The sequence below is a fragment of the Dongia soli genome (assembly GCF_034044715.1).
GTDB lineage: Bacteria > Pseudomonadota > Alphaproteobacteria > Dongiales > Dongiaceae > Dongia_B > Dongia_B soli.
Genome location: NZ_JAXCLW010000003.1, coordinates 512,636 through 531,673, shown reverse-complemented (window position 1 = coordinate 531,673; position 19,038 = coordinate 512,636). Strand labels below are relative to the sequence as shown.

At 56.4% G+C, this 19,038-nt stretch carries 19 protein-coding genes; 9 read left to right on the top strand and 10 right to left on the bottom strand.

The genetic code is table 11. The features are described from left to right. Positions 1-274: 274 nt before the first annotated feature. The 7 genes from SMD27_RS14600 (at position 275) to rfbA (ending at position 6,685) form a co-directional block, all read left to right on the top strand. A complete protein-coding gene (locus SMD27_RS14600; RefSeq protein ID WP_452094335.1) occupies positions 275-1,531 on the top strand; it encodes a putative DNA modification/repair radical SAM protein in 1,257 nt (418 codons plus the stop codon). Beyond that, positions 1,531-2,994 carry a UdgX family uracil-DNA binding protein gene (locus SMD27_RS14595; RefSeq protein WP_320509134.1) on the top strand — a complete coding sequence of 488 codons (1,464 nt, stop codon included), beginning with the start codon at positions 1,531-1,533 and terminating at the stop codon, positions 2,992-2,994. The genes SMD27_RS14600 and SMD27_RS14595 overlap by 1 nt, the downstream gene beginning before the upstream one ends. Before the next feature lie 86 nt (positions 2,995-3,080). Beyond that, positions 3,081-3,467 (top strand): MAPEG family protein, encoded by a 387-nt coding sequence (locus SMD27_RS14590; RefSeq protein WP_320509133.1) that lies wholly within the window; start codon positions 3,081-3,083, stop codon positions 3,465-3,467. 29 nt (positions 3,468-3,496) lie between these two features. Further along, complete coding sequence (locus SMD27_RS14585; protein WP_320509132.1) at positions 3,497-3,928, top strand: DUF1801 domain-containing protein; 432 nt, start codon at positions 3,497-3,499, stop codon at positions 3,926-3,928. 365 nt (positions 3,929-4,293) lie between these two features. After that, positions 4,294-4,668: an EamA family transporter gene (locus SMD27_RS14580; protein WP_320509131.1), complete on the top strand. Its 375-nt coding sequence runs from the start codon at positions 4,294-4,296 to the stop codon at positions 4,666-4,668. A 27-nt stretch (positions 4,669-4,695) separates the two neighbouring features. After that, the gene (gene rfbB, locus SMD27_RS14575) at positions 4,696-5,808 is read left to right on the top strand and encodes a dTDP-glucose 4,6-dehydratase (RefSeq protein ID WP_320509130.1); all 1,113 of its coding nucleotides are present in this window, start codon (positions 4,696-4,698) and stop codon (positions 5,806-5,808) included. Continuing rightward, positions 5,798-6,685 carry a glucose-1-phosphate thymidylyltransferase RfbA gene (gene rfbA, locus SMD27_RS14570; protein ID WP_320509129.1) on the top strand — a complete coding sequence of 296 codons (888 nt, stop codon included), beginning with the start codon at positions 5,798-5,800 and terminating at the stop codon, positions 6,683-6,685. The genes rfbB and rfbA overlap by 11 nt, the downstream gene beginning before the upstream one ends. Here rfbA and SMD27_RS14565 read toward each other — a convergent pair. The 10 genes from SMD27_RS14565 to SMD27_RS14520 all read right to left on the bottom strand — a co-directional run bounded on the left by SMD27_RS14565 (position 6,678) and on the right by SMD27_RS14520 (position 15,965). Continuing rightward, a complete protein-coding gene (locus tag SMD27_RS14565; protein ID WP_320509128.1) occupies positions 6,678-7,379 on the bottom strand; it encodes a metallophosphoesterase family protein in 702 nt (233 codons plus the stop codon). The two genes, rfbA and SMD27_RS14565, sit on opposite strands and share 8 nt — an antisense overlap. Then, positions 7,360-8,334: an ATP-grasp domain-containing protein gene (locus SMD27_RS14560; protein WP_320509127.1), complete on the bottom strand. Its 975-nt coding sequence runs from the start codon at positions 8,332-8,334 to the stop codon at positions 7,360-7,362. Before SMD27_RS14560 ends, SMD27_RS14565 begins: the two co-directional genes overlap by 20 nt. Continuing rightward, positions 8,331-9,179, bottom strand: coding sequence for an NAD-dependent epimerase/dehydratase family protein (locus SMD27_RS14555; protein ID WP_320509126.1), 849 nt, complete (start codon positions 9,177-9,179; stop codon positions 8,331-8,333). The genes SMD27_RS14560 and SMD27_RS14555 overlap by 4 nt, the downstream gene beginning before the upstream one ends. Further along, entirely contained in the window at positions 9,167-9,898 is a 732-nt protein-coding gene (locus SMD27_RS14550; RefSeq protein ID WP_320509125.1) for a class I SAM-dependent methyltransferase, read from the bottom strand. The genes SMD27_RS14555 and SMD27_RS14550 overlap by 13 nt, the downstream gene beginning before the upstream one ends. Positions 9,899-9,914: 16 nt before the next feature. Next, complete coding sequence (locus SMD27_RS14545; RefSeq protein WP_320509124.1) at positions 9,915-10,889, bottom strand: glycosyltransferase family 2 protein; 975 nt, start codon at positions 10,887-10,889, stop codon at positions 9,915-9,917. 4 nt (positions 10,890-10,893) lie between these two features. Next, positions 10,894-11,646, bottom strand: coding sequence for a WbqC family protein (locus SMD27_RS14540; protein ID WP_320509123.1), 753 nt, complete (start codon positions 11,644-11,646; stop codon positions 10,894-10,896). Between the two features lie 28 nt (positions 11,647-11,674). Then, a complete protein-coding gene (locus SMD27_RS14535) occupies positions 11,675-12,553 on the bottom strand; it encodes a class I SAM-dependent methyltransferase (protein ID WP_320509122.1) in 879 nt (292 codons plus the stop codon). Positions 12,554-12,569: 16 nt separating this feature from the next. Continuing rightward, positions 12,570-13,718: a dTDP-4-amino-4,6-dideoxygalactose transaminase gene (rffA, locus tag SMD27_RS14530; protein WP_320509121.1), complete on the bottom strand. Its 1,149-nt coding sequence runs from the start codon at positions 13,716-13,718 to the stop codon at positions 12,570-12,572. A gap of 197 nt (positions 13,719-13,915) precedes the next feature. Next, on the bottom strand, positions 13,916-14,719 hold the full coding sequence (locus SMD27_RS14525) for a class I SAM-dependent methyltransferase (protein WP_320509120.1): 804 nt from the start codon (positions 14,717-14,719) through the stop codon (positions 13,916-13,918). Between the two features lie 52 nt (positions 14,720-14,771). Next, a complete protein-coding gene (locus SMD27_RS14520; RefSeq protein ID WP_320509119.1) occupies positions 14,772-15,965 on the bottom strand; it encodes a glycosyltransferase family 4 protein in 1,194 nt (397 codons plus the stop codon). A gap of 173 nt (positions 15,966-16,138) precedes the next feature. On the opposite strand from SMD27_RS14520, the gene asnB reads away from it, so the two are divergent. Next, a complete protein-coding gene (asnB, locus tag SMD27_RS14515; RefSeq protein WP_320509118.1) occupies positions 16,139-18,013 on the top strand; it encodes an asparagine synthase (glutamine-hydrolyzing) in 1,875 nt (624 codons plus the stop codon). 51 nt (positions 18,014-18,064) lie between these two features. Beyond that, entirely contained in the window at positions 18,065-18,949 is an 885-nt protein-coding gene (locus tag SMD27_RS14510) for a class I SAM-dependent methyltransferase (RefSeq protein WP_320509117.1), read from the top strand. Positions 18,950-19,038 lie beyond the last annotated feature (89 nt).

Here is a 19,038-nt window from a genome sequence, read left to right as displayed (position 1 = left end):
CGGCCGCCTGTCGGGCTTTTCCCTGGATCGCTCAAGTCCCGGTAATCCGTGTTCCGCGGGCCGGGGTCCGCGCGGTCGCGATGGAGTCTCCTCCGTGTCCCATCCCGTATCGCTGTACCGCGGCCGACGAGGTGTCACGGGAACCGGTCTAAACTATCGCAGTTAGCATCGCTTGGGTTTGCAAAACGGATATCCGGTCGCTTCCGGCAATCAATTCGGCTTGCGTTTCCCGTTTAGCGGGCAGGTGACGCTACCTACACGGATGTGAATTGACATGGATAGAACAAATAGCGAACATAACTCGATGGATGAAGCCCTGACCAAGAAGCTCCGGATCCTGGCTGACGCAGCGAAGTATGATGCCTCTTGCGCCTCGTCAGGCGCAAAGCGGCGCAGCAACGATGCGTCCCCAGCCGATAAGGCGGGGCTGGGATCGACCACCGGCATGGGGATTTGTCATGCCTATACGCCCGATGGGCGCTGCGTCTCGTTGCTCAAGATCCTGCTGACCAATTATTGCCTGTTCGATTGCGCCTATTGCATCAACCGGCGATCGTCGAACGTCAAGCGGGCGCGCTTTCGCACGGAGGAGGTCGTCCAGCTCACGGTGGAATTCTATAAACGGAATTACATCGAAGGCCTGTTCCTGTCCTCGGGCATTGTGCGGACGCCCAATGACACGATGGAGCAACTGATCCTGGTCGCGAAGACCTTGCGCCAGCAGCACGGCTTTCGCGGCTATATCCATCTGAAGACGATACCGGAGGCCGATCCGTGGTTGATCGAACAGGCCGGGCTCTGGGCCGACCGGCTGTCGATCAATATCGAGCTGCCGACCGCACAGGGCCTTGCGCGCCTCGCGCCGGAGAAGAACGAAACCACCATCGCCACGGCCATGGGACAGATGCATGAGCGCATCGTCCAGGCGCGCGATGAGCGCCGGCATTTTTCGCCGGCCGGGCAAAGCACCCAGATGATCGTCGGCGCGGATGACAGCACCGATGCGCATGTCCTGAAAACCAGCGACAGCCTGTATCGTAACTACGCGCTGAAACGCGTCTATTATTCCGCCTTCAGCCCGATCCCGGAGGCGAGCGCGCATCTGCCGTTGAAGCCGCCGCCCTTGCAACGGGAGAACCGACTTTATCAGGCCGATTGGCTGCTGCGCTCTTATGGCTTTTCGGTCGAGGAGATTGCCGCCGGCGGCGAGAACGGCATGCTGCCGCTCGATATCGATCCCAAGCTGGCCTGGGCGCTGAAGAACCGCGACCGCTTTCCCGTCGATATCAACACCGCCGATCGGGAGATGCTGCTGCGCGTGCCGGGTCTCGGCAGCCGGGCTGTCGACAAGATCCTGAGCGCGCGCCGCCATGTGGCGCTGCGCATGGAAGACCTGGCACGGCTCACCACCGGGCTCAAGCGCGCCCGCGCCTTCCTGGTCGCGGCGGACCATACGCCGGCCGGCCTCATCGACCGCCTGGATTTGCGGGAGCAGCTCGTTGAACCGGCGGCACAGCTGAGCCTCTTCTGATGGTGGGATCCCGCATCGCGCTCAAGCCCGGCGCGGATCTCGCCGGCTTTCGCCTTGCGGTCCGAAGGCTCGTCGCCGCTGGGGTGCTGCCGGAGGATGTCATCTGGGATACGGGTGACGCGCCCGATCTTTTCGGCGGCATCGGGAGTGAGAGCACGAGCAGCATTGAGGCCGAGGAGTGTGCCGAGAACGGGCAGGGCGCGCCGGTCGCTTTGCCGCGCGCGATGACCGCGCTGATTGAAGCCGTCATCTGCCATCGCGACCCCGAGCGATACGCGCTGCTTTATGCGCTGATCTGGCGGGTGCTGCACGGCGAGCGGGCCTTGCTGGACGTCGCGAGTGATCCGCTCGTCCATCGTCTCGAGCGGATGCGCAAGACGGTCGCGCGCGACCTCCACAAGATGCATGCCTTTCTGCGCTTCCGCCGCACCGAGACGCCGGAGGGCGGTGAGCGCTTCATTGCCTGGTTCGAGCCCGACCACTTCATCCTCGAAGCGGCGGCGCCGTTTTTCGTCGACCGGTTTCGCGCCTTGACCTGGTCGATCCTGACACCCGTCGGGTCGCTGTATTGGGATGGAGTTGAGCTCACCATAGGTACCGCCGCCGAGCGGCAGGACGCGCCGGACAGCGACCCTGTCGAATCCGGCTGGCGTGGCTATTACGAGAGCACCTTCAACCCGGCGCGCCTTAATACCACCGTCATGCGCGGCCACATGCCGAAGAAATATTGGCACGCAATGCCGGAGACGGCGGCCATCCCGCATCTCGTACAATCGGCACAAGCGCGAGTCAAAACCATGCTGGAGAACGAGGTCGCTTTGCCGCTCAAGCGGTCGCCAGCGAAAGCCGTCGCCGCCATGGCCAAACAGGCGCCGCAGAGCCTTGAGGCGCTGAACCGCATCATTGCGGGGACGGCGCCCTTCGTGCCCGGCGCGACGCGCGCGGTTCTGGGCGAAGGGCCAATGGCGGCGGAGATCGCTTTTGTCGGCGAGCAGCCTGGGGATCACGAGGATCTGCAGGGCAGGCCTTTCGTCGGACCTGCCGGCCAGTTGCTGGACCGTGCCCTGAAGGATGCCGGCATCGATCGCGGCAAAAGCTATCTCACCAATGCCGTGAAGCATTTCAAATTCGAGCAGCGCGGCAAGCGCCGCATCCACCAGAAGCCGACCACAGGAGAGGTGCAGCATTATCGATGGTGGTTGTTGAAGGAACTCGACTTCGTGAAGCCTCGGCTGGTCGTCGCGCTTGGCGGCACGGCGGCCTTTGCACTCACCGGCAAGGCGATGCCCATCACAAGCTCACGTGGCGAGGCCGTATTCAGGAGCTGGCGCGGTTATATCACCCTCCATCCGGCTTATATGCTGCGCCTTCCGGATGCGGCGAAGGAGGTGGCTTATGAGTCGTTTGTGGCGGACCTGCGCCGCAGCCGCGAGATTGCGGCCACTTGCGCCTCGGAAGAGTAACAATGCAGCCTTAAAATCCCCATTGCTGCTGCTGGATGGCGACGGTAGCGTGGCGACTTCAAGTCGTCGCCGCATAGGATATCGCCATGCCGCATTACACCGCGATCGTCACCTTGCTTGCCGTCCTCTTTTATTTCTTCGTGGCGACACGCATCGCGGCGGCGCGCGGCCGGTTCGGCGTGAAACTTCCGGCAACCGCAGGCAACCCCGATTTCGAGCGGGTTTTCCGCGTGCAGATGAACATGCTCGAATGGATGCCGATCTTCCTGGTGCCGCTCTGGCTTTGCGCGGTTTACCTGAACGACATCGGCGCCGCGGTGCTCGGCCTTGTCTGGATCGGCGGGCGTGTCTGGTACTATATCGGCTATAGCAAAGCCGTGGAAAAGCGGCTGCCCGGCTTCGCCATTCAGGCAACCGTTTGCGTCTTGCTGTTCGTTTGCGCCGTCACCGGTATCGTCTTGCACTGGCGCTAGGCGGCAGGGCCAAGGCGGCAACAACAGCGATGCAGAAAGCAAGGACCGGCGCGGTGGCGGCAAAAGAAGAAAACACGCCCTCTCAGCTGATCGATGCGCGTATCGAGGAGCTCGCGGATTGGCGCGGCGAGATGCTGGCGCGGGTCCGGGCGCTCATCCAGGCGGCGGATCCTCAGGTGGTCGAGACCTGGAAGTGGCGCGGCGTGCCGGTCTGGGAGCATGCCGGCATCATCTGCACCGGCGAGACCTACAAGACGACCGCCAAGCTCACCTTCGCCAAGGGGGCTGCCTTGGCGGACCCGTCCGGCCTCTTCAATGCCAGCCTCGAGGGCAATACCCGCCGGGCCATCGATCTCCATGAAGGCGACAAGATCGATGAATCAGCCTTCAAAACGCTTATTCGCGCCGCTGTGGCACTGAACATCTCCTCCGGCGCCAAGCGGCCGCCGAGAAAGGCATAAACAGCCGCATGAGCCCAGCGCACCGAGATGACAAAAGATGGCGGCCAAGCGCGATCATGGAAACAAGGACTCGCGTGGTGGCGCTTGCCAAATCCGCAGTGAATCAACATCCCCAGCTCGCCACGCGGGTTGAATGCTTCCCGCTGCTAGCGATTATGCTAGGCAATCCGGAGAAATTTTTGACAGAATTTTCCCTGTAAAACCAATAGGGTAGTTCTTAAAGTCGGCTGCGCCGGGGTTTGCGGGGGATTGGCAGAAAATCTTTGTTAATATCAAAGCTTTAAGTAAAGTACGGGCAATTTGTTATAACGGGGTCCCGCATCATGCTCAGCGGACACTGATGCGGACATGGAAGTCGGTACGATATGAGCTTGGTGGGGGCGTGGGCCGCGGTTGCCGTCACGGTACTGCTGACGGTCTACGGGCAGATTATCATCAAAATGCGGGTCCTGCAGGCGGGCGCCATAGGTAGCGGCCTCAGCGATAAGCTTGTCTTCTTAGCCAAAATTTTCCTCGACCCTTGGGTACTGAGCGGCCTGTTGGGGGCCCTTCTCGCCGGTTTTTCCTGGATGGCAGCGATGACGCGCCTCCCGCTCGGTGTGGCCTATCCCTTCACCAGTCTGGCCTTTATCTTGGTCGTCGTCCTCAGTGCGATGCTTCTGCATGAAACGATCAAGCCGATGCAACTGGCCGGGATCGGTTTGGTCATCTGCGGCCTCATCGTTGTTGCGCGTGCTTAACTGCTGGAAGGGGGAGGGGCGATAGAAATGACGGCGGATACTCATCATGAACGCATTCTCGTCACCGGTGGATGCGGTTTCATCGGTTCCGCACTTGTCCGCCGGCTCGTCGGCCGGGACGGGCGGCGCGTCGCCAATATTGACAAACTCACTTATGCCGGCGATATCGCTAATGTCGCGGCGATCGCATCAGATCCGCATTATGTTTTCCACCAAGTCGATATCAATGACCTCGGAGCAGTGACCTCGGTTTTTGAAAAATTCCGACCCGACGGCGTCGTTCATCTCGCGGCTGAATCCCACGTCGACCGGTCGATCGATTCGCCGGAAACTTTTGTCTGGACCAATGTCCTTGGTACCTTCAACATGCTCCATGCGGCCCATGCCTATTGGCGCAATCTGCCAGCGGGAGAGGCCGAACGTTTCCGTTTTTTGCATGTCTCGACCGACGAAGTTTACGGCAGTCTTGGCACAACCGGATTGTTCAGCGAAGAAACCCCATATCGGCCGAATTCGCCCTATTCAGCGAGCAAGGCAGCATCCGATCACCTGGCACGTGCATGGCATTCGACTTACCAATTGCCGGTCATCGTCACCAATTGCTCAAACAATTATGGCCCCTATCAGTTTCCGGAAAAACTCATTCCAACGATGATCATCGCCGGATTGGAAGGGAAGGACCTGCCTGTTTATGGCGCCGGTGAGAATGTGCGTGACTGGCTCTTTGTCGAAGATCATGCCGATGCCCTGTGCTGTGTGCTAAGTCGTGGGCGCCCCGGCGAGACCTATAATATCGGCGGCCGGGCGGAGCGGCGGAACATCGATCTGGTGCGTGACATTTGTTCGCTGCTCGATACGAGTTTGTGCGAATCACTGCATCTCCCCCATGAGAAGCTCATCCGCTTTGTCGCTGACCGGCCCGGACATGATCTGCGTTATGCGATCGACGATTCGAAGATTCGCAACCAACTGGGATGGTCACCGAGCAAGACGCTTTCCAGTGGCTTAAAGCAGACGGTTGCGTGGTATCTGGAAAACCGAAGCTGGTGGATGCGTCATCGCGAGCAGCGATATGACGGGGGCAGATTGGGGTTAAGTGTTTTTGCACAGGATCGGAAGGATCGGCGGCATGCCGGGTGAGAAGAAAAGCTGGAAGGGCATCATCCTGGCCGGTGGTAGCGGCACGCGGCTCTATCCGTTGACCGTCGCCGTGAATAAGCAGCTCCTGCCGGTCTATGACAAGCCGATGGTGTATTACCCATTGACCACGCTCATGTTGGCCGGGATTCGTGAATTCGTCCTTATCTCCAGCCCGCAAGCCCTGCCACAATTCCAATCCTGTCTTGGCGATGGAAGTCAGTGGGGCATCCGGATCGATTATGCCGCACAGCCTGCACCAGAGGGCATCGCTCAGGCTTTCATCATTGCTGAGAAATTTATTGTCGGACATCCGACCGCGCTAATTCTCGGCGATAATCTATTCTACGGGACTGGCCTTTCCTCGCAGTTTCAGCGAGCAATTGGGCGCCGGGATGGAGCCACAATCTTTGCCTATCCGGTGCAACAGCCGGAAGCCTTTGGTATCGTAACGTTCGATGGCGAGGGAGCAGTTCTCTCTCTCGAGGAGAAGCCCCAGAAAGCACGAAGTAATTTGGCTGTTCCTGGGCTTTATTTTTATGATGCCGATGTACTCGAGATAGCCAAAGCACTCAAGCCGTCACCTCGCGGCGAGCTCGAAATCACTGACCTGAATCGTGTTTATATGGAACGCGGCAAGCTGCGTGCTGAGATGCTTGGTCGTGGCAGCGCCTGGTTAGATGGCGGCACGCCTGGGACATTGTTCGAAGCTAGCCAGTTCGTCATGGTCATGGAGCAGCGCACAGGATTAAAGATCGCTTGCCCCGAAGAGGCCGCCTATCGCATGGAATTCATTTCAGCGAATGCCCTCCTGGCGCTGAGTCGCCAGATGCGTAACGGCGAATATGCCAGCTATCTTCAGAAGATGATCACTAGCTAATTGCTGCGGTGAATGGCGATTTCGATAGAGTTCCGCCGATGCGGAGGCCATTTCTCAGGTTTTCGTGGTAATATGCGGGAAAGCCTGCTGCTGTCATCGCTTCTGCGACGTCGTCGATATCGTATGCGACCCTGTGAAGGTTGAAATTGGCGCCGTCCCAGGTGGCGAATGCCGCATGAGGGTCGCCATCCCGGGGTTGGCCGACAGATCCGGGATTGCAATACGTCTTGCCTGATCCCTTCCATATTCCCTGTACATGGGTGTGCCCGGAGAGGAATAAGGAGAATGGAAAGCGACCGAAATAGCCTTCCGACGGAATGACATATTCATCCAGCGGGTCGTCCCATCCTCCGTGCACGCAGTCAATTGCATCGTCTATTTGCATGCGAAGCGTGGCTTTGGAAAGCCAGTCAAGATGCTCCCGATCGATGTTTTTCCGTTGGTAGTCGAGGCAATCATTCGCGCTGCGGGAGCGGGGGCAGTAATTGCCACTTGTCAGATACCAATCATGGTTGCCCATCAAAGTCGGGATTTCCCGCTTGCGAAGCAGGGCGCAGCATTCGTTGATCTGGCAATAGTATCCGGCAACGTCACCTAGGCAATAGATGCGGACAATATTTTGCAAATCCAGCGCGCGGAGCACCGCCTGCAGCGCTGGATAGTTCCCATGGATGTCAGAAATTATCCCGATCATAAAAGACAATATCCTCTATGTAGCGCACGGCGTAACCCGGGCGGACAAGTGGCTGCGTTGGTATTTTCCCTTCGAGGAAATACTCCACGCTCATTAAGCTTTCATTGAAGCCGAATGCACATCTGATGGAAGTCGCCGACGAAATGCGTGGGTTTATTTCCAGCAGCTTCCAGCCATCTACGGTGCGGCGGAATTGAAGATTGGTAGGGCCGATTGGTTTGAAGTATGCCATCAGGCGATCAATGACATTATTTAGATCGGGCAGGTCGCGAACCCATGCCTTATTGGTCGAACCATCCGCCGCCAGTCGGCGCTGCAAGGTGATCGATGCGCAGGCCCTGCCAGTCCCATCACCGAAAACGGCAGCCGTATATTCTTCGTCGTCAGACCCGACGATGGGCTGTGCGATTAGCTCTGTTCCTAACTTATGCGCATGCCGCTCGAATATCTCCCGATCGGCGATCTGAAGAAGGCCCTTGGATGCATAGCTCCGGCGAGGTTTGAGGATAAAGGGAAAACCTAGATTTTCCACAAGCTCGTCGAAACCACCACTTGCGAGACTCGGAATCCGACACGCCTCGTCAATATCTCTCAACGCTTCGAACGTGGACCATTTGTCACGCGTTAAATCGATAAGATTCGCGTCGTTGAGGCACACTTGAACTTTTTGACTGTTCAGGTAATCCCGTGCGTCGGATAGCCGGTGCACATCCTGCTCGATACCCGGCATAATCAAATCGATTTTTGTTTGCCACGCAAGGTCGACGAGCCAGTTCACATAATCCGATGATGCTGTTGGCACTGCCTGTATGAATTGATCACACCAAGCCTGGCCGACGGCATCATCATAAATATCTATGCCCACCAGATGTGAATTCGGTCGAGCTTTTCTTAAGGATCGTAGAATACCATAGCCGATGATAGCGCCAACTCCGGTGACCAGTATTTTCGTCATAGGCCCTTCTCGCGAAAATCCCTGATACGCGTTAACCCCTCTCTGAGGTTAACGGTTGGCCAGTATCCGATTCGTTTGTAAATTTCGAAATCCGTCGGCGAAGGCGTATGTGGAATGTCGTTCTTATCGGCTAGAAAGCGAACGCAGCCGCCGCGTTTGAAAACGTCGAAGGCGGTTGAGGCGATCTCGGTTGAGGATGGTGTGTCAGGATGAGCGCAGGCGAATGTTCCCGTTATCGATTGTTTGGCCACTTGGCTTACGGTAAAAGCGAGATCGCCAATAAAAAGATAGTTACGTCGGGTATCGCGGGTGCCATATATATGAACATCATCGCCTACAAAAGCTCGATCGACAATGGTGTAAAACAACGGCTGATGCTTACTGCAGTTATCCGCTTCATCGTAAATCTGCGTTGGTCGCAAAATCGTTATGTTGATATTGTACCGTCGGCAATAAAAAGCCGCGAGATCTTCCGAATGCCGCTTTGAAAGCGCGTAAATATCGAAATAGTGGTGATCTTCCAGATATTCAGCGGATATCGAGGAAATCAAAATGAAATGCCGTGCTCGCGCGGTGCGGGCAGCGCGGCAAGCCATTAGAGTGCCGATAGCATTAACTTGTTCGGCTCTGACAATATCGGCATCAGCGGCACCGCCGAAATCCGCCGCTGCATGAATGACGACATCATAAGTGGTGTCTATTGCAGGGACGGCATTGCTTTCCGAAAGATCCACAAAAACATCAGCTTGCCGTCTGCCGGCCATTTCCACAGGGCCGAATTCAGCGCAAGCTTCCGCAATAGCTCGACCAATCGTGGACGTGCTACCGATGACTAAGGTCTCCATCGAATCTCTGCTTCGACGAGCAATCCGCAGCAGAGCTCGGGATAGTTGATGCCGACGGTGCATAAAGCGGTCAGAATTTCTTTGTTGAGCTGTAAGGTCGTGAGCTGGGACGTCGTTAAGGGTTTCAAAAAAATCCCCTCGCAATGGACTGTGCGGTAGCCAGCGGATGTAAGTTCCTGCTGAAGCACCTCCCGTGAGTATTGCCGTTGATGTCCTAGCGCAATATCACCTGCACCAAGCTTCATCATGTCGTCAAGCAGCCCAGCTGCTTTGCCGATGCGCCGATGCAGCGATTCGCCGTTAGGTACGGCAATGAAGCATCTGCCCCCTGGCCGCAGAAATTGCTTGGCATGTCCCAATATCCGCTGTGGAGAATCGACATGTTCCAGAATGAAACCCATAACGATGACGTCGAATTTCTCCGTCGTTTGGAAAGTTTCAAAAAGAGCTTCTTGGATATCGGCTTTGCAGTCCGGGTATTGTTCCCGAAATTGTCTGATTACTGAACCTGAACCATCAATGACCAGATGGCGGGCAAAATGCTCACTGAATATTTTCGTCGTGTAGCCGTGGCCAAGCCCGAATTCCAGCAAGCTTCCCCGATTTTGATGCAACTCCAAAATGCGGTTTGGGTACCAAGAAAGCATGATCTCATTATCGAGCGCATAGGGGAATTCGGGTCTATACGCGGGGATGAATGAATCGAGTAGGTTAGCCATTCGTTATCCCATGGGTTCAGTCTAAAAAGCGACGCACGATATATAATGGTCGATTCTGGGTTTGGACAAAAATGTGCGATACATACAATCCTACGACGCCGAGAACGGTGACGACGAGACCACCCATGCCCAACACGGCCAACATTAGAGATGTATAGCCGCTAACGATCTGAGCAGGTGACGCCAGTTTCAGAAATACGAGGTAAATTGCCGCCAGACAGGCGCCCGACGTTATGAGGACGCCGAGCAATAATATTGCGTGGAGCGGGGCCGCCGAAAACGATGTTATAGCTTCGGTAAAAATCGAAAGTTTCTTGATGAATGAATACGAAGATTTGGATTGGCGCTGCGACTTCCGAATAGGAATCCCCAACTGCGCAAAGCCTGACCAGTACATCATACCGCCAAGAAAAATATTACGGTCACCTAATGAAAGTAGGGCGTCAACGTAACGCCGCGTTAGTAAGCGTTCAGTTAAGACATTTGGCGGTATGGCGGTATGACTCAGCTGATTGAATAACCACCAAAAGGTTTGGCCCGTCACGCGCTCCCAGATACCTCCCTTGCGTTGTTCTTGAAAGCCGTAGACGGCATCGACATCATTTCTCTTCATCGTTGAGACGAATTGTTCAAGAACATTGGGGGCGACTTCAAGATCGCAATCAATCAAGAAGGTCAGTTCGCCTCTCGCATGGGCAAGGCCGGCGATGAGGGCCTTGTGATGGCCGAAATTCCGAGACAGGTCGACGATCTTTATGCGTTGATTTTGCTCTCTGGCCTCCACCAAGTACTCAAGTGACGCGTCAGGAGAGCCATCGTTAACGAAAATCAGCTCGTATTTCGCAATGCCGATCTCGCGGATAGTACTTTCTATCTGCTCGATAAAAGAAGGTAAAAAGCTTTCCGAGCGATAAACCGATGTCACAACGCTTATGGCGGGAGTGTCGCCGCTTGTATCCGAATAAAAAGTATTGGCTTCGATCGGCATCATTTATTTATTCATTCATGCTATCGACAGGGTCAACGCGATCTAGATATCGCTGTGCTTCCGGGCCGGTCATGAGAAGCAAATCTATGACCGAAACGTCATGCCGGAACTGCCCATGTAACTGTGGGTACTGTGGGAACCCCTCATAACGCATCCACGTTACGGAAATACCGGCCTCTCTAAAACTTATCTCGTCCAAATAAGACTGGGCGGCGGGTCCGGAAATATAGGTCCTGCCTCTGAGTTTCCTAGCAATCGCGACGAGACGAGCTGTTGGGGAAAGTGCGTCCAGCTCTTCAACGGGAAGCACGTCTGCGGCTTCCACCACTTGCGTCTCTATTTTTAACTTCTCAAGGATTGCATACAGAAAAAGTCTATTAATCGATGATAGCGTCTGAAGCTCCGCGGCGCGATTGTAGAGATCATATAGCCAATCACGATATTTCGCCATGTAGGGCGCGCGCGTGTACGATTGTTCGATAGTCCGGAAATGTCGACGAGCCCATTTCCTGTCGGCGACAGTTACCTCGCTTATCCGTTTGCCCAGAGAGTGATGGATTGGGATCGTCAGCCAGACTTCTCCATTGGCAGACTTGATGCGATTTCGATTTCTCCAATCATTTTTTGTGGATTGCACATTATCGAAAAGCACTAAAACGTCGGATTGACGTATCATGTCAAAATATCCCTTCCACGGGATATAATTTGACTGGATGATCGAAAGCGTTTTTGCCCGCTCGTTTTCAGTCATCGTCATCATCAGCTTCGCGTCAATTTAATCGAAACGTCTAACTATCTTTGCGTTTGATTGCCACAATCATACGGCTGCCGCCCGCAGGTAGCTCTATTCCCAGCTTGATCAACTGTCTATCGAAGGTCATAGGCTTTTCCAGAGCGTGGTCCAGCCATCTCGGGAGAGAGAACTCGGCTTCAGTATCGTAGTCCTTGCGGCGGCCCTTCGTTAGACGTTGAAGTACGAGGATCGGGAGCAGCATCGTGACGAAGGACGTGTCACGTAAAATCGTGAAGCCGGCTTCTCGGGCTTTCTCGCGAAGCTCCTTGGTGCGATAGCGTCGTTTATGACAAGCGATCTCATCGCTCTGACTCCAGAGGAACGGATGCTGAGGTACCGTTAGAATAATGCCGCCGCCAGGTTGCAACGCACGATATATCTCTGACAAGACATGCCTATCGTTCTCTACATGCTCCAGCACATCGCAAGCGGCAATCAGATCGAATTCGCTGACGAAGGGAATTGCTTCAGCGTTCATTTGGAACAACTCAGCTCTACTATCCAGGCGACGTTTCGCGTAATCGAGGCCATTCGCATATATCTCGCTACCGACAATGCGAGCATGCGGCAAGGCCTTTGCCAAGGCTGACAGCACGTAGCCGGTGCCACAGCCGATCTCGAGGAGGGCCCTTGTCTCTGGGAAGTAGCGTCGAGCCATTTCGACCAACAATCGGCTGCGCGATCGAAACCAGAAACTACGATGCTGTACCTGATCAAGCGCGTGGTGCGCATCCGGCGCCATGCCATCATTCTCGAGTGCGAGCTCAGGGGCGAAGGCGAGTACGCCACCGATAGATTGAGGTGCGCTATCGCAATGCGGGCAGATCCAAGCTGGCCCGGAAAATTCAGCTAAACAGGTAAGGCAGCGTTTCATCAGTTCGGTCTATCGGTCACGATCTTTTCGAGCGCTTATCGGAAAGTTGCGCAGTTACGGCTTCAGCCACCCGATTGATTTCCTCTTTGCTAATCGCTGCATGTAACGGCAGCCTAACCAGGCAAGTACCAACATGGTCGGTGATCTCCATGCTTCCCGCCACTCGGCCATAGCGGAGGCCCGCCGGTGCCGAATGAAGGGGAATATAATGTGTTGTTGCGCCGATACCTTGATTACGGAGATCGCGCAGCAGGTTCTGGGTGATTTCCACATCCCGTAGGATAATGTAATAGATATGCCCATTATGTTGGCAATCGGCGGGTACGGTGGGTCGTCGCAGCAGACCTTCGTTCTCGAGCGGCGCGAGCGCCTCATGATAATGCTGCCAAGCAAGACGACGTTTCGCGATAATCGCTTCCGCCTCTTCCAACTGCGCCAGCAAGACGGCCGCGATCAGGTCACTCGGCAAATAGGACGATCCGATATCGAGCCACTCGTATTTGGCAACTTCGCGCCGCAGGAACTGCGTGCGATTGGTGCCTTTTTCGCGGATGATATGCGCTCGCTCGACCAAGGTCTCGTCATTGATCAGAAGCGCACCGCCTTCGCCAGAAACAACATTCTTCGTCTCATGAAAACTCAGCGCGCCAGTTGCGCCAAGGCGTCCCAATGGTCGTCCTTTATAGGTGCAAAGGTAGGCCTGTGCTGCATCCTCGATTACCGTTAGGCCACGCTGTGCAGCGAAAGCCAGAATGGACTCCATGTCGCAGCCGATACCGGCATAGTGAACGGCAGCAATGGCTTTCGTCCGCGCCGAGAGCGCCTGTTCCAAAAGTCTTTCGTCGATGTTGAGCGTGTCCGGTCGGATGTCGACAAATACTGGCCTCGCACCGCGCAAGACAAAGGCATTTGCTGTCGAAACGAAGGTATAGGACGGCATGATGACTTCGTCACCAGGCCCGATGTTGGCCAGGATCGCGGCCATTTCCAATGCTGCCGTACAAGAATGGGTCAGGAGCGCTGTGCATCCATAGTGGCGCTCCAGCCATTTATGGCATTTTTCCGAGAATGGGCCGTCGCCTGATAAATGCAGTCCCTCCAGACTATGCCGGAGGTTTTCAAGCTCCTTGCCGACGAGGAACGGCTTGTTGAATCGAATCGCCATCTAAATCATCCTCGGGCTTCACACACTCATCGCTATTTCGTCCCACGCTTTGAAAACGAGAGATGGTGGTCCATCGAAGTCGGGACGAGCTGAAGCCGCCAGCCACTAAGATATCCAAGTTTCATATGCTGCCTACCGGCTCACCTCATTCAACTCCGAAAAGGCCAAGCGATCTGTAATGCATAACCTGAAGAAAGTTACTGTTTGGTTGTCGATTTAAAAAGGAGCTCATTACAGCCCGTCGGGACTTGTGCGGGAATTGTCGTAATGCAATCGAAGTTGTAGGGCTCAACCAGCGCCCTCACTTCGTCAATACTTGCATATTCATAGGGATAGCCACCGACCCAGTCGACCACATTGAAATAGAAATCCATGCCACGATCTTGCGTGGACGGGTTTTCACCGGTCACCGCCAATTTGGCTAGCCAGATGATGGGATAGAACAGGCCAATTAGCACTCGCTGCATCCAGGCGGGACATTTGCAGTAGAACCACTTGATCGCTACCCAGACGGGGGAAGTAATATGTCGGTTATAGATCGCCAACGCGAAATAGCCCCCCGGCCGTACCAGCGACACGGCATTGGCGATCGCGCGCTTCATGTCGCCGGTATGATGCAAGACGCCCCAGGAATGGACAATGTCATAGCCCGCGCCTCCGACATTAGCCCGCAGGGTCCCGACGACATTCGGGTCCAGGATCGACCCGACCGTTATCTTCGGCGCATCCGGCGCGACGGACGGAAAGAACCGCGCGGTATTCGCCGTTGCTTCGGCGCAGCGCGGATTGATGTCGCAGCCATGAGGCTTTGCCCCTTGTTCGGCCGCCACGAAAAGCGACAGACCCTGACCGAAGCCGATATCGAGAAAGCTCTTGCCGGCGAGATCGACCTGCCCCATCAGGCGCCGGAAATCCTCCTTCGCCTGTACGACTTTCGTATCGTCCAGAGCATGCCGTGAAAAATTCAGCCAGTTGGCGCCGAAATCGAATGCTGTTGCCATGATCTGCGTCTCGAGGTCCTGCGGTGCTTTCGAAGCTTGGTGTTGCTGGATGTTACTGTGTGTCAAGGATCTGGTCGACACGCCCGGTTGCCAGTCCCGAGGCCGCTGCCATGTCATAATAGGCCTTCGCCGTTAGCGGCCAGGAATATCGCTCTTCGATCCGCTGCCGGCTGGCGTGACCCATTTGCATCCGCAGGGAAGCGTTCTCGATCAAGCGGCCCAGCGCGGCGGCGAGGGCCTCGGCGTCATCTACCTCGACCAGCAGGCCGTTTCCACCCTCGACCACGAGTTCCTCGCTTCCGCTGATCCGCGTCGCGACAATCGGCAGGCCCGAAGCCATTGCCTCCAAGACGGCATTCGGCATGCCTTCGTCCCGTGATGGGAAGACGAATAAATCTGCTGCAGCATAGATGGCGGCGATCTCGGCGCGATCGACCCAGCCACGGAACTCAATGAGCTGGGAGAGGCCGAGCTGGCTGGCCAATTCCTGCAGCGGGCCGCGTTCTGGCCCATCGCCTACCAGGATGAGGCGGCACGCATCGCGAAGTTGGGGCGGCAGCTTTGCCATCGCCTGCAACAGCACGTCCAGCCCCTTCTGGACATGTAAGCGCCCGACAGAGAGTAGCGCGAGCGGGCCGCCGCTGGCAGGATGTTGGGCGGGAACAAAACTGTTCAAATCGACGCCATTTGGAATGACCTCGATCTTGATCTCGGGGAGGGCCTGTCGGGCCAGTTGCTGCAGGCCGCCGCTGTTTGCGACGACATGGGCCGCCTGGCGCCAGACCAGACGCGTTAGGGGGGCGGTGAGCCAATGATAGAAGGCCAATTCCTTGCCAAGATATCCGGGCACGTCGCCGCCTCGCAGCGACACGATGTAAGGCAGGCCGAGTATGCGTTTCAGCAGATAGCCGATCGGCCCGCAGGGAATGCTAAAGAACACGATGGCGATATCAGCACGTATGCCACGCGCAATGGGCAGGCAATGAAAGGCGGCGGAAATGATGAAGACCGTCATTTCGACGACGCTGCAGCGGTCCTTTCGCCGGCGTAACGTCGGGATGCGGATCACCTCATAACCATGCATCATTTCCCGCTTGGGAAGGCCGGCAAAGGCAGAAGTTAATACTGTCACCTCGGCGCCAAGCGCCGTCAGTTCACGCGCTATGTTGAGAGTCGCGGTGCCGGCACCCCCGCCCAGCGGCGGAAATTCATAATTGATCAATAAAAGGCGTCGCTTTTGAGCCATCTAATATCAGATGCCGACCTATTTTTTTTCCGGAAGACAAATGGCCTATTGCGCCGAACTATGCCAGCACTATTAATGCGCAATGAATTATAACCCATATGGCCCGCGTCGGCACGGCATAGTAATGCGAATTATCAATTGGATCAATAAGTTAACTTAGTGAATGCGATTCGATGTGTGGCATCGGCGGTTTTATTGGTAACCATGCGCCGGCGGTTGCGGAAGCGATGGCGGCAGTCATGCCGCATCGCGGCCCAGATGGAATCGGCCTCTGGATAGATCCCGATCAGGGCATCCATCTGGTGCATCGGCGCCTATCTATAGTCGATCTCGGCACCGGCAATCAGCCGATGTGGGATGAAACCGGCGAGATCGGCATCGTTTTCAATGGCGAGATCTACAACCATACTGAATTGCGGCAGCGTCTCATCGCTGCCGGCCATGTCTTCCGCACCGATCATTCCGACACCGAGGTGGTGATTCAGGGCTACAAAGCTTGGGGACCGGACGTGGTGGAGCAGCTGAATGGCATGTGGGCCTTCGCCATCCTGGACCGCCGTCGCGGCCAGCTCTTCCTCAGCCGCGACCGCTTTGGCGAAAAGCCGCTTTATTTCCACCGCCGGGACGGGCTCTTCGCCTTCGGATCCGAATTGCGGGTGCTGCTGGCGCATCCCGCCATCCGCCCGGCGACTTCTCCGCTTGCCGTGCAGAAGTATTTCGCCCATGGGTACCTTCCGGCGCCCCACACGATTTATCAGGGCATCGAGCAACTGCCGGCGGGGCATTCGGCAATCTATGATCTCGCACAGAAGAGCTTGCGGGTAAGTCGCTATTGGTCCCTGGTGATCGATCCGCAGGAACCGGCCTCGCCCGATCGCGCCGAAGCTCAATATGGCGAGGCGATCCGTGAGCTGCTCGGCCGCTCGGTGCGGCAGCGCATGGTTGCCGATGTACCAGTCGGGATTCTGCTGAGCGGCGGCGTCGATTCCTCCGCGATCGCCTATTTCGCCTCGCGCGGGTCCGAACCGATCACGAGCTTCAATATCGGTTTCGAGGAAAAAAGCTTCGATGAATCATCTTATGCTCGGGAAGTGGCGCAACTGACCGGAGCGCGCCACATCGTTGAGCGTCTGTCCTTGTCCCAGGCCAGTCATCTTCTGCCGGAATTGCTCGATCGCCTTGACGAGCCGCTGGCGGATGCCTCGCTATTGCCGTGCTATCTGCTTTTCCGGCATGTGGGGCGGCATATGAAGGTGGCGCTCGGCGGCGATGGCGGTGACGAGCTCTTTGCCGGCTATGATACCTTCCGTGCTCTACGCTGGGCCAAGCTTTATGAGTCGGTGGTGCCGAGGCCGCTACGCCGGCCGATCCGACTGGTGGCTGGGATGCTGCCAGTCTCTCATCGCAATATGAGCCTCGATTTCAAAATCAAGCGCACGCTGCGCGGATTGGACTATAACCGCAATATGTGGAATGCGGCTTGGCTGGGCCCCCTGTCGCCGCAAGAGTTGGGCGAACTGATGACTCAGCGCATCGACCTAGACGAGGTTTATAGCGAGGCCTTGTCCGCCTGGAATGCCTGTCCGCAGGAAAATCTCGTCGACAAAACGATGCAGTTCTACGTCAACCTGTATCTTCAGAATGACATCCTGACCAAGGTCGATCGGTCCAGCATGATGCATTCCGTCGAATGTCGCGCGCCTTTCCTGGATCTAGACTTGGTCAACTATGTGCGGCGCATCCCCAGCCGCTTCAAGCTGCGCGGCGACCGGACGAAGCATATTCTTAAGGTCGCTCTTGAGCCGTTACTGCCGGACCATATCCTGAACCGGCCGAAGAAGGGCTTCGGTGTGCCGATCGGCAAGTGGTTCGCCGATGGCGAGCTCTCAGCGGACAGCTCATCCGTGCTGCATTCCTATCTCGACTGCAATCACTTCGCCCAGCTGGCAAAGGAACATCGGCAGGAAGCTGCGGATCATCGTGCCGTTCTGTGGGCAGGGTTGGTTCTGGATCGCTACCTGTCCAGGCCGACCCGGATGCGAACATAAAGGTCCGCCTTGCAAAAGCCATCAGAGTTGCGACACGAGGTACAAGTACCATTGATCGAATGCGATGCGCGCTTTCCCGACTGGGTGAAGCTGCTAGGAAAGGGGTATATCGATTCGGGATTTGCCGGGCGGGTCAGCCGACTGCCGGTGGACAGCATCGTCAAGGACATGTTGTCCGACCGCCGAGCTGATGAACAGATCGAGGCATTGAGCCACTGGGTGGCATTGCAGGGTAAAAGGATATTGGAGATCGGATCCGGCTGCGGCGCCTTCGTGGTGCGCGGTCGCGCGGGCTATGGCCTGGACGTATATGGCGTCGAGCCGAGCTTGGGTGAGTTTTCAGCCAATCTGTCCGTCTGTCGCGAGATGTTGGATCATTTCGCCCAGCCGGCCGACTGCGTGCTCGATGCCCAGGGCGAGGCTTTGCCGTTCGCCGACAATTCTTTTGATGTGGTGCACAGTTCGAACGTTCTCGAACATGTGGCAGATCCGGAAAAGACGCTCGCTGAGGCAATGCGCGTCTTGCGGCCAGGCGGCCTGCTGCATATCGTTGTGCCGAATTACGGCTCGTGGTGGGAAGGCCATTACGGTATTCTCTGGTGGCCCAATCTTTCACGACGGATGGCAAAACTCTATACCCGCCTATTGGGCCGCGACCCTGCCTACGTCGATACGCTCAATCTGATCGATCACGCGCAAATGAAAACCTGGACGGACCGCTTCGGTCGCGACATTGAAATTCTCGATTGGGGCTGGTCCACTTTTGAGAAGCGCGTCCGCGATCAGGCAACGCCGAAATGGGGTGCGCTTGCTCTGGCCGGCCGCGTCGTCGGCCTGTTGCACAAGATGAAGCTGGTTTCCCTTGGCTTAGCAGTTGCGAAGCGCCTGCATTGGGAGACCCCGGTCATCTTGGTCGCCCGCAAGCGTATGCATTGAGGTACCAGGACGTGAACGGATTTCAGTTCGGCTGGTGCCGATTCATGTCGAGCAATACATTCCGGGCAGCATAGTGCCGCAGAGAGCGG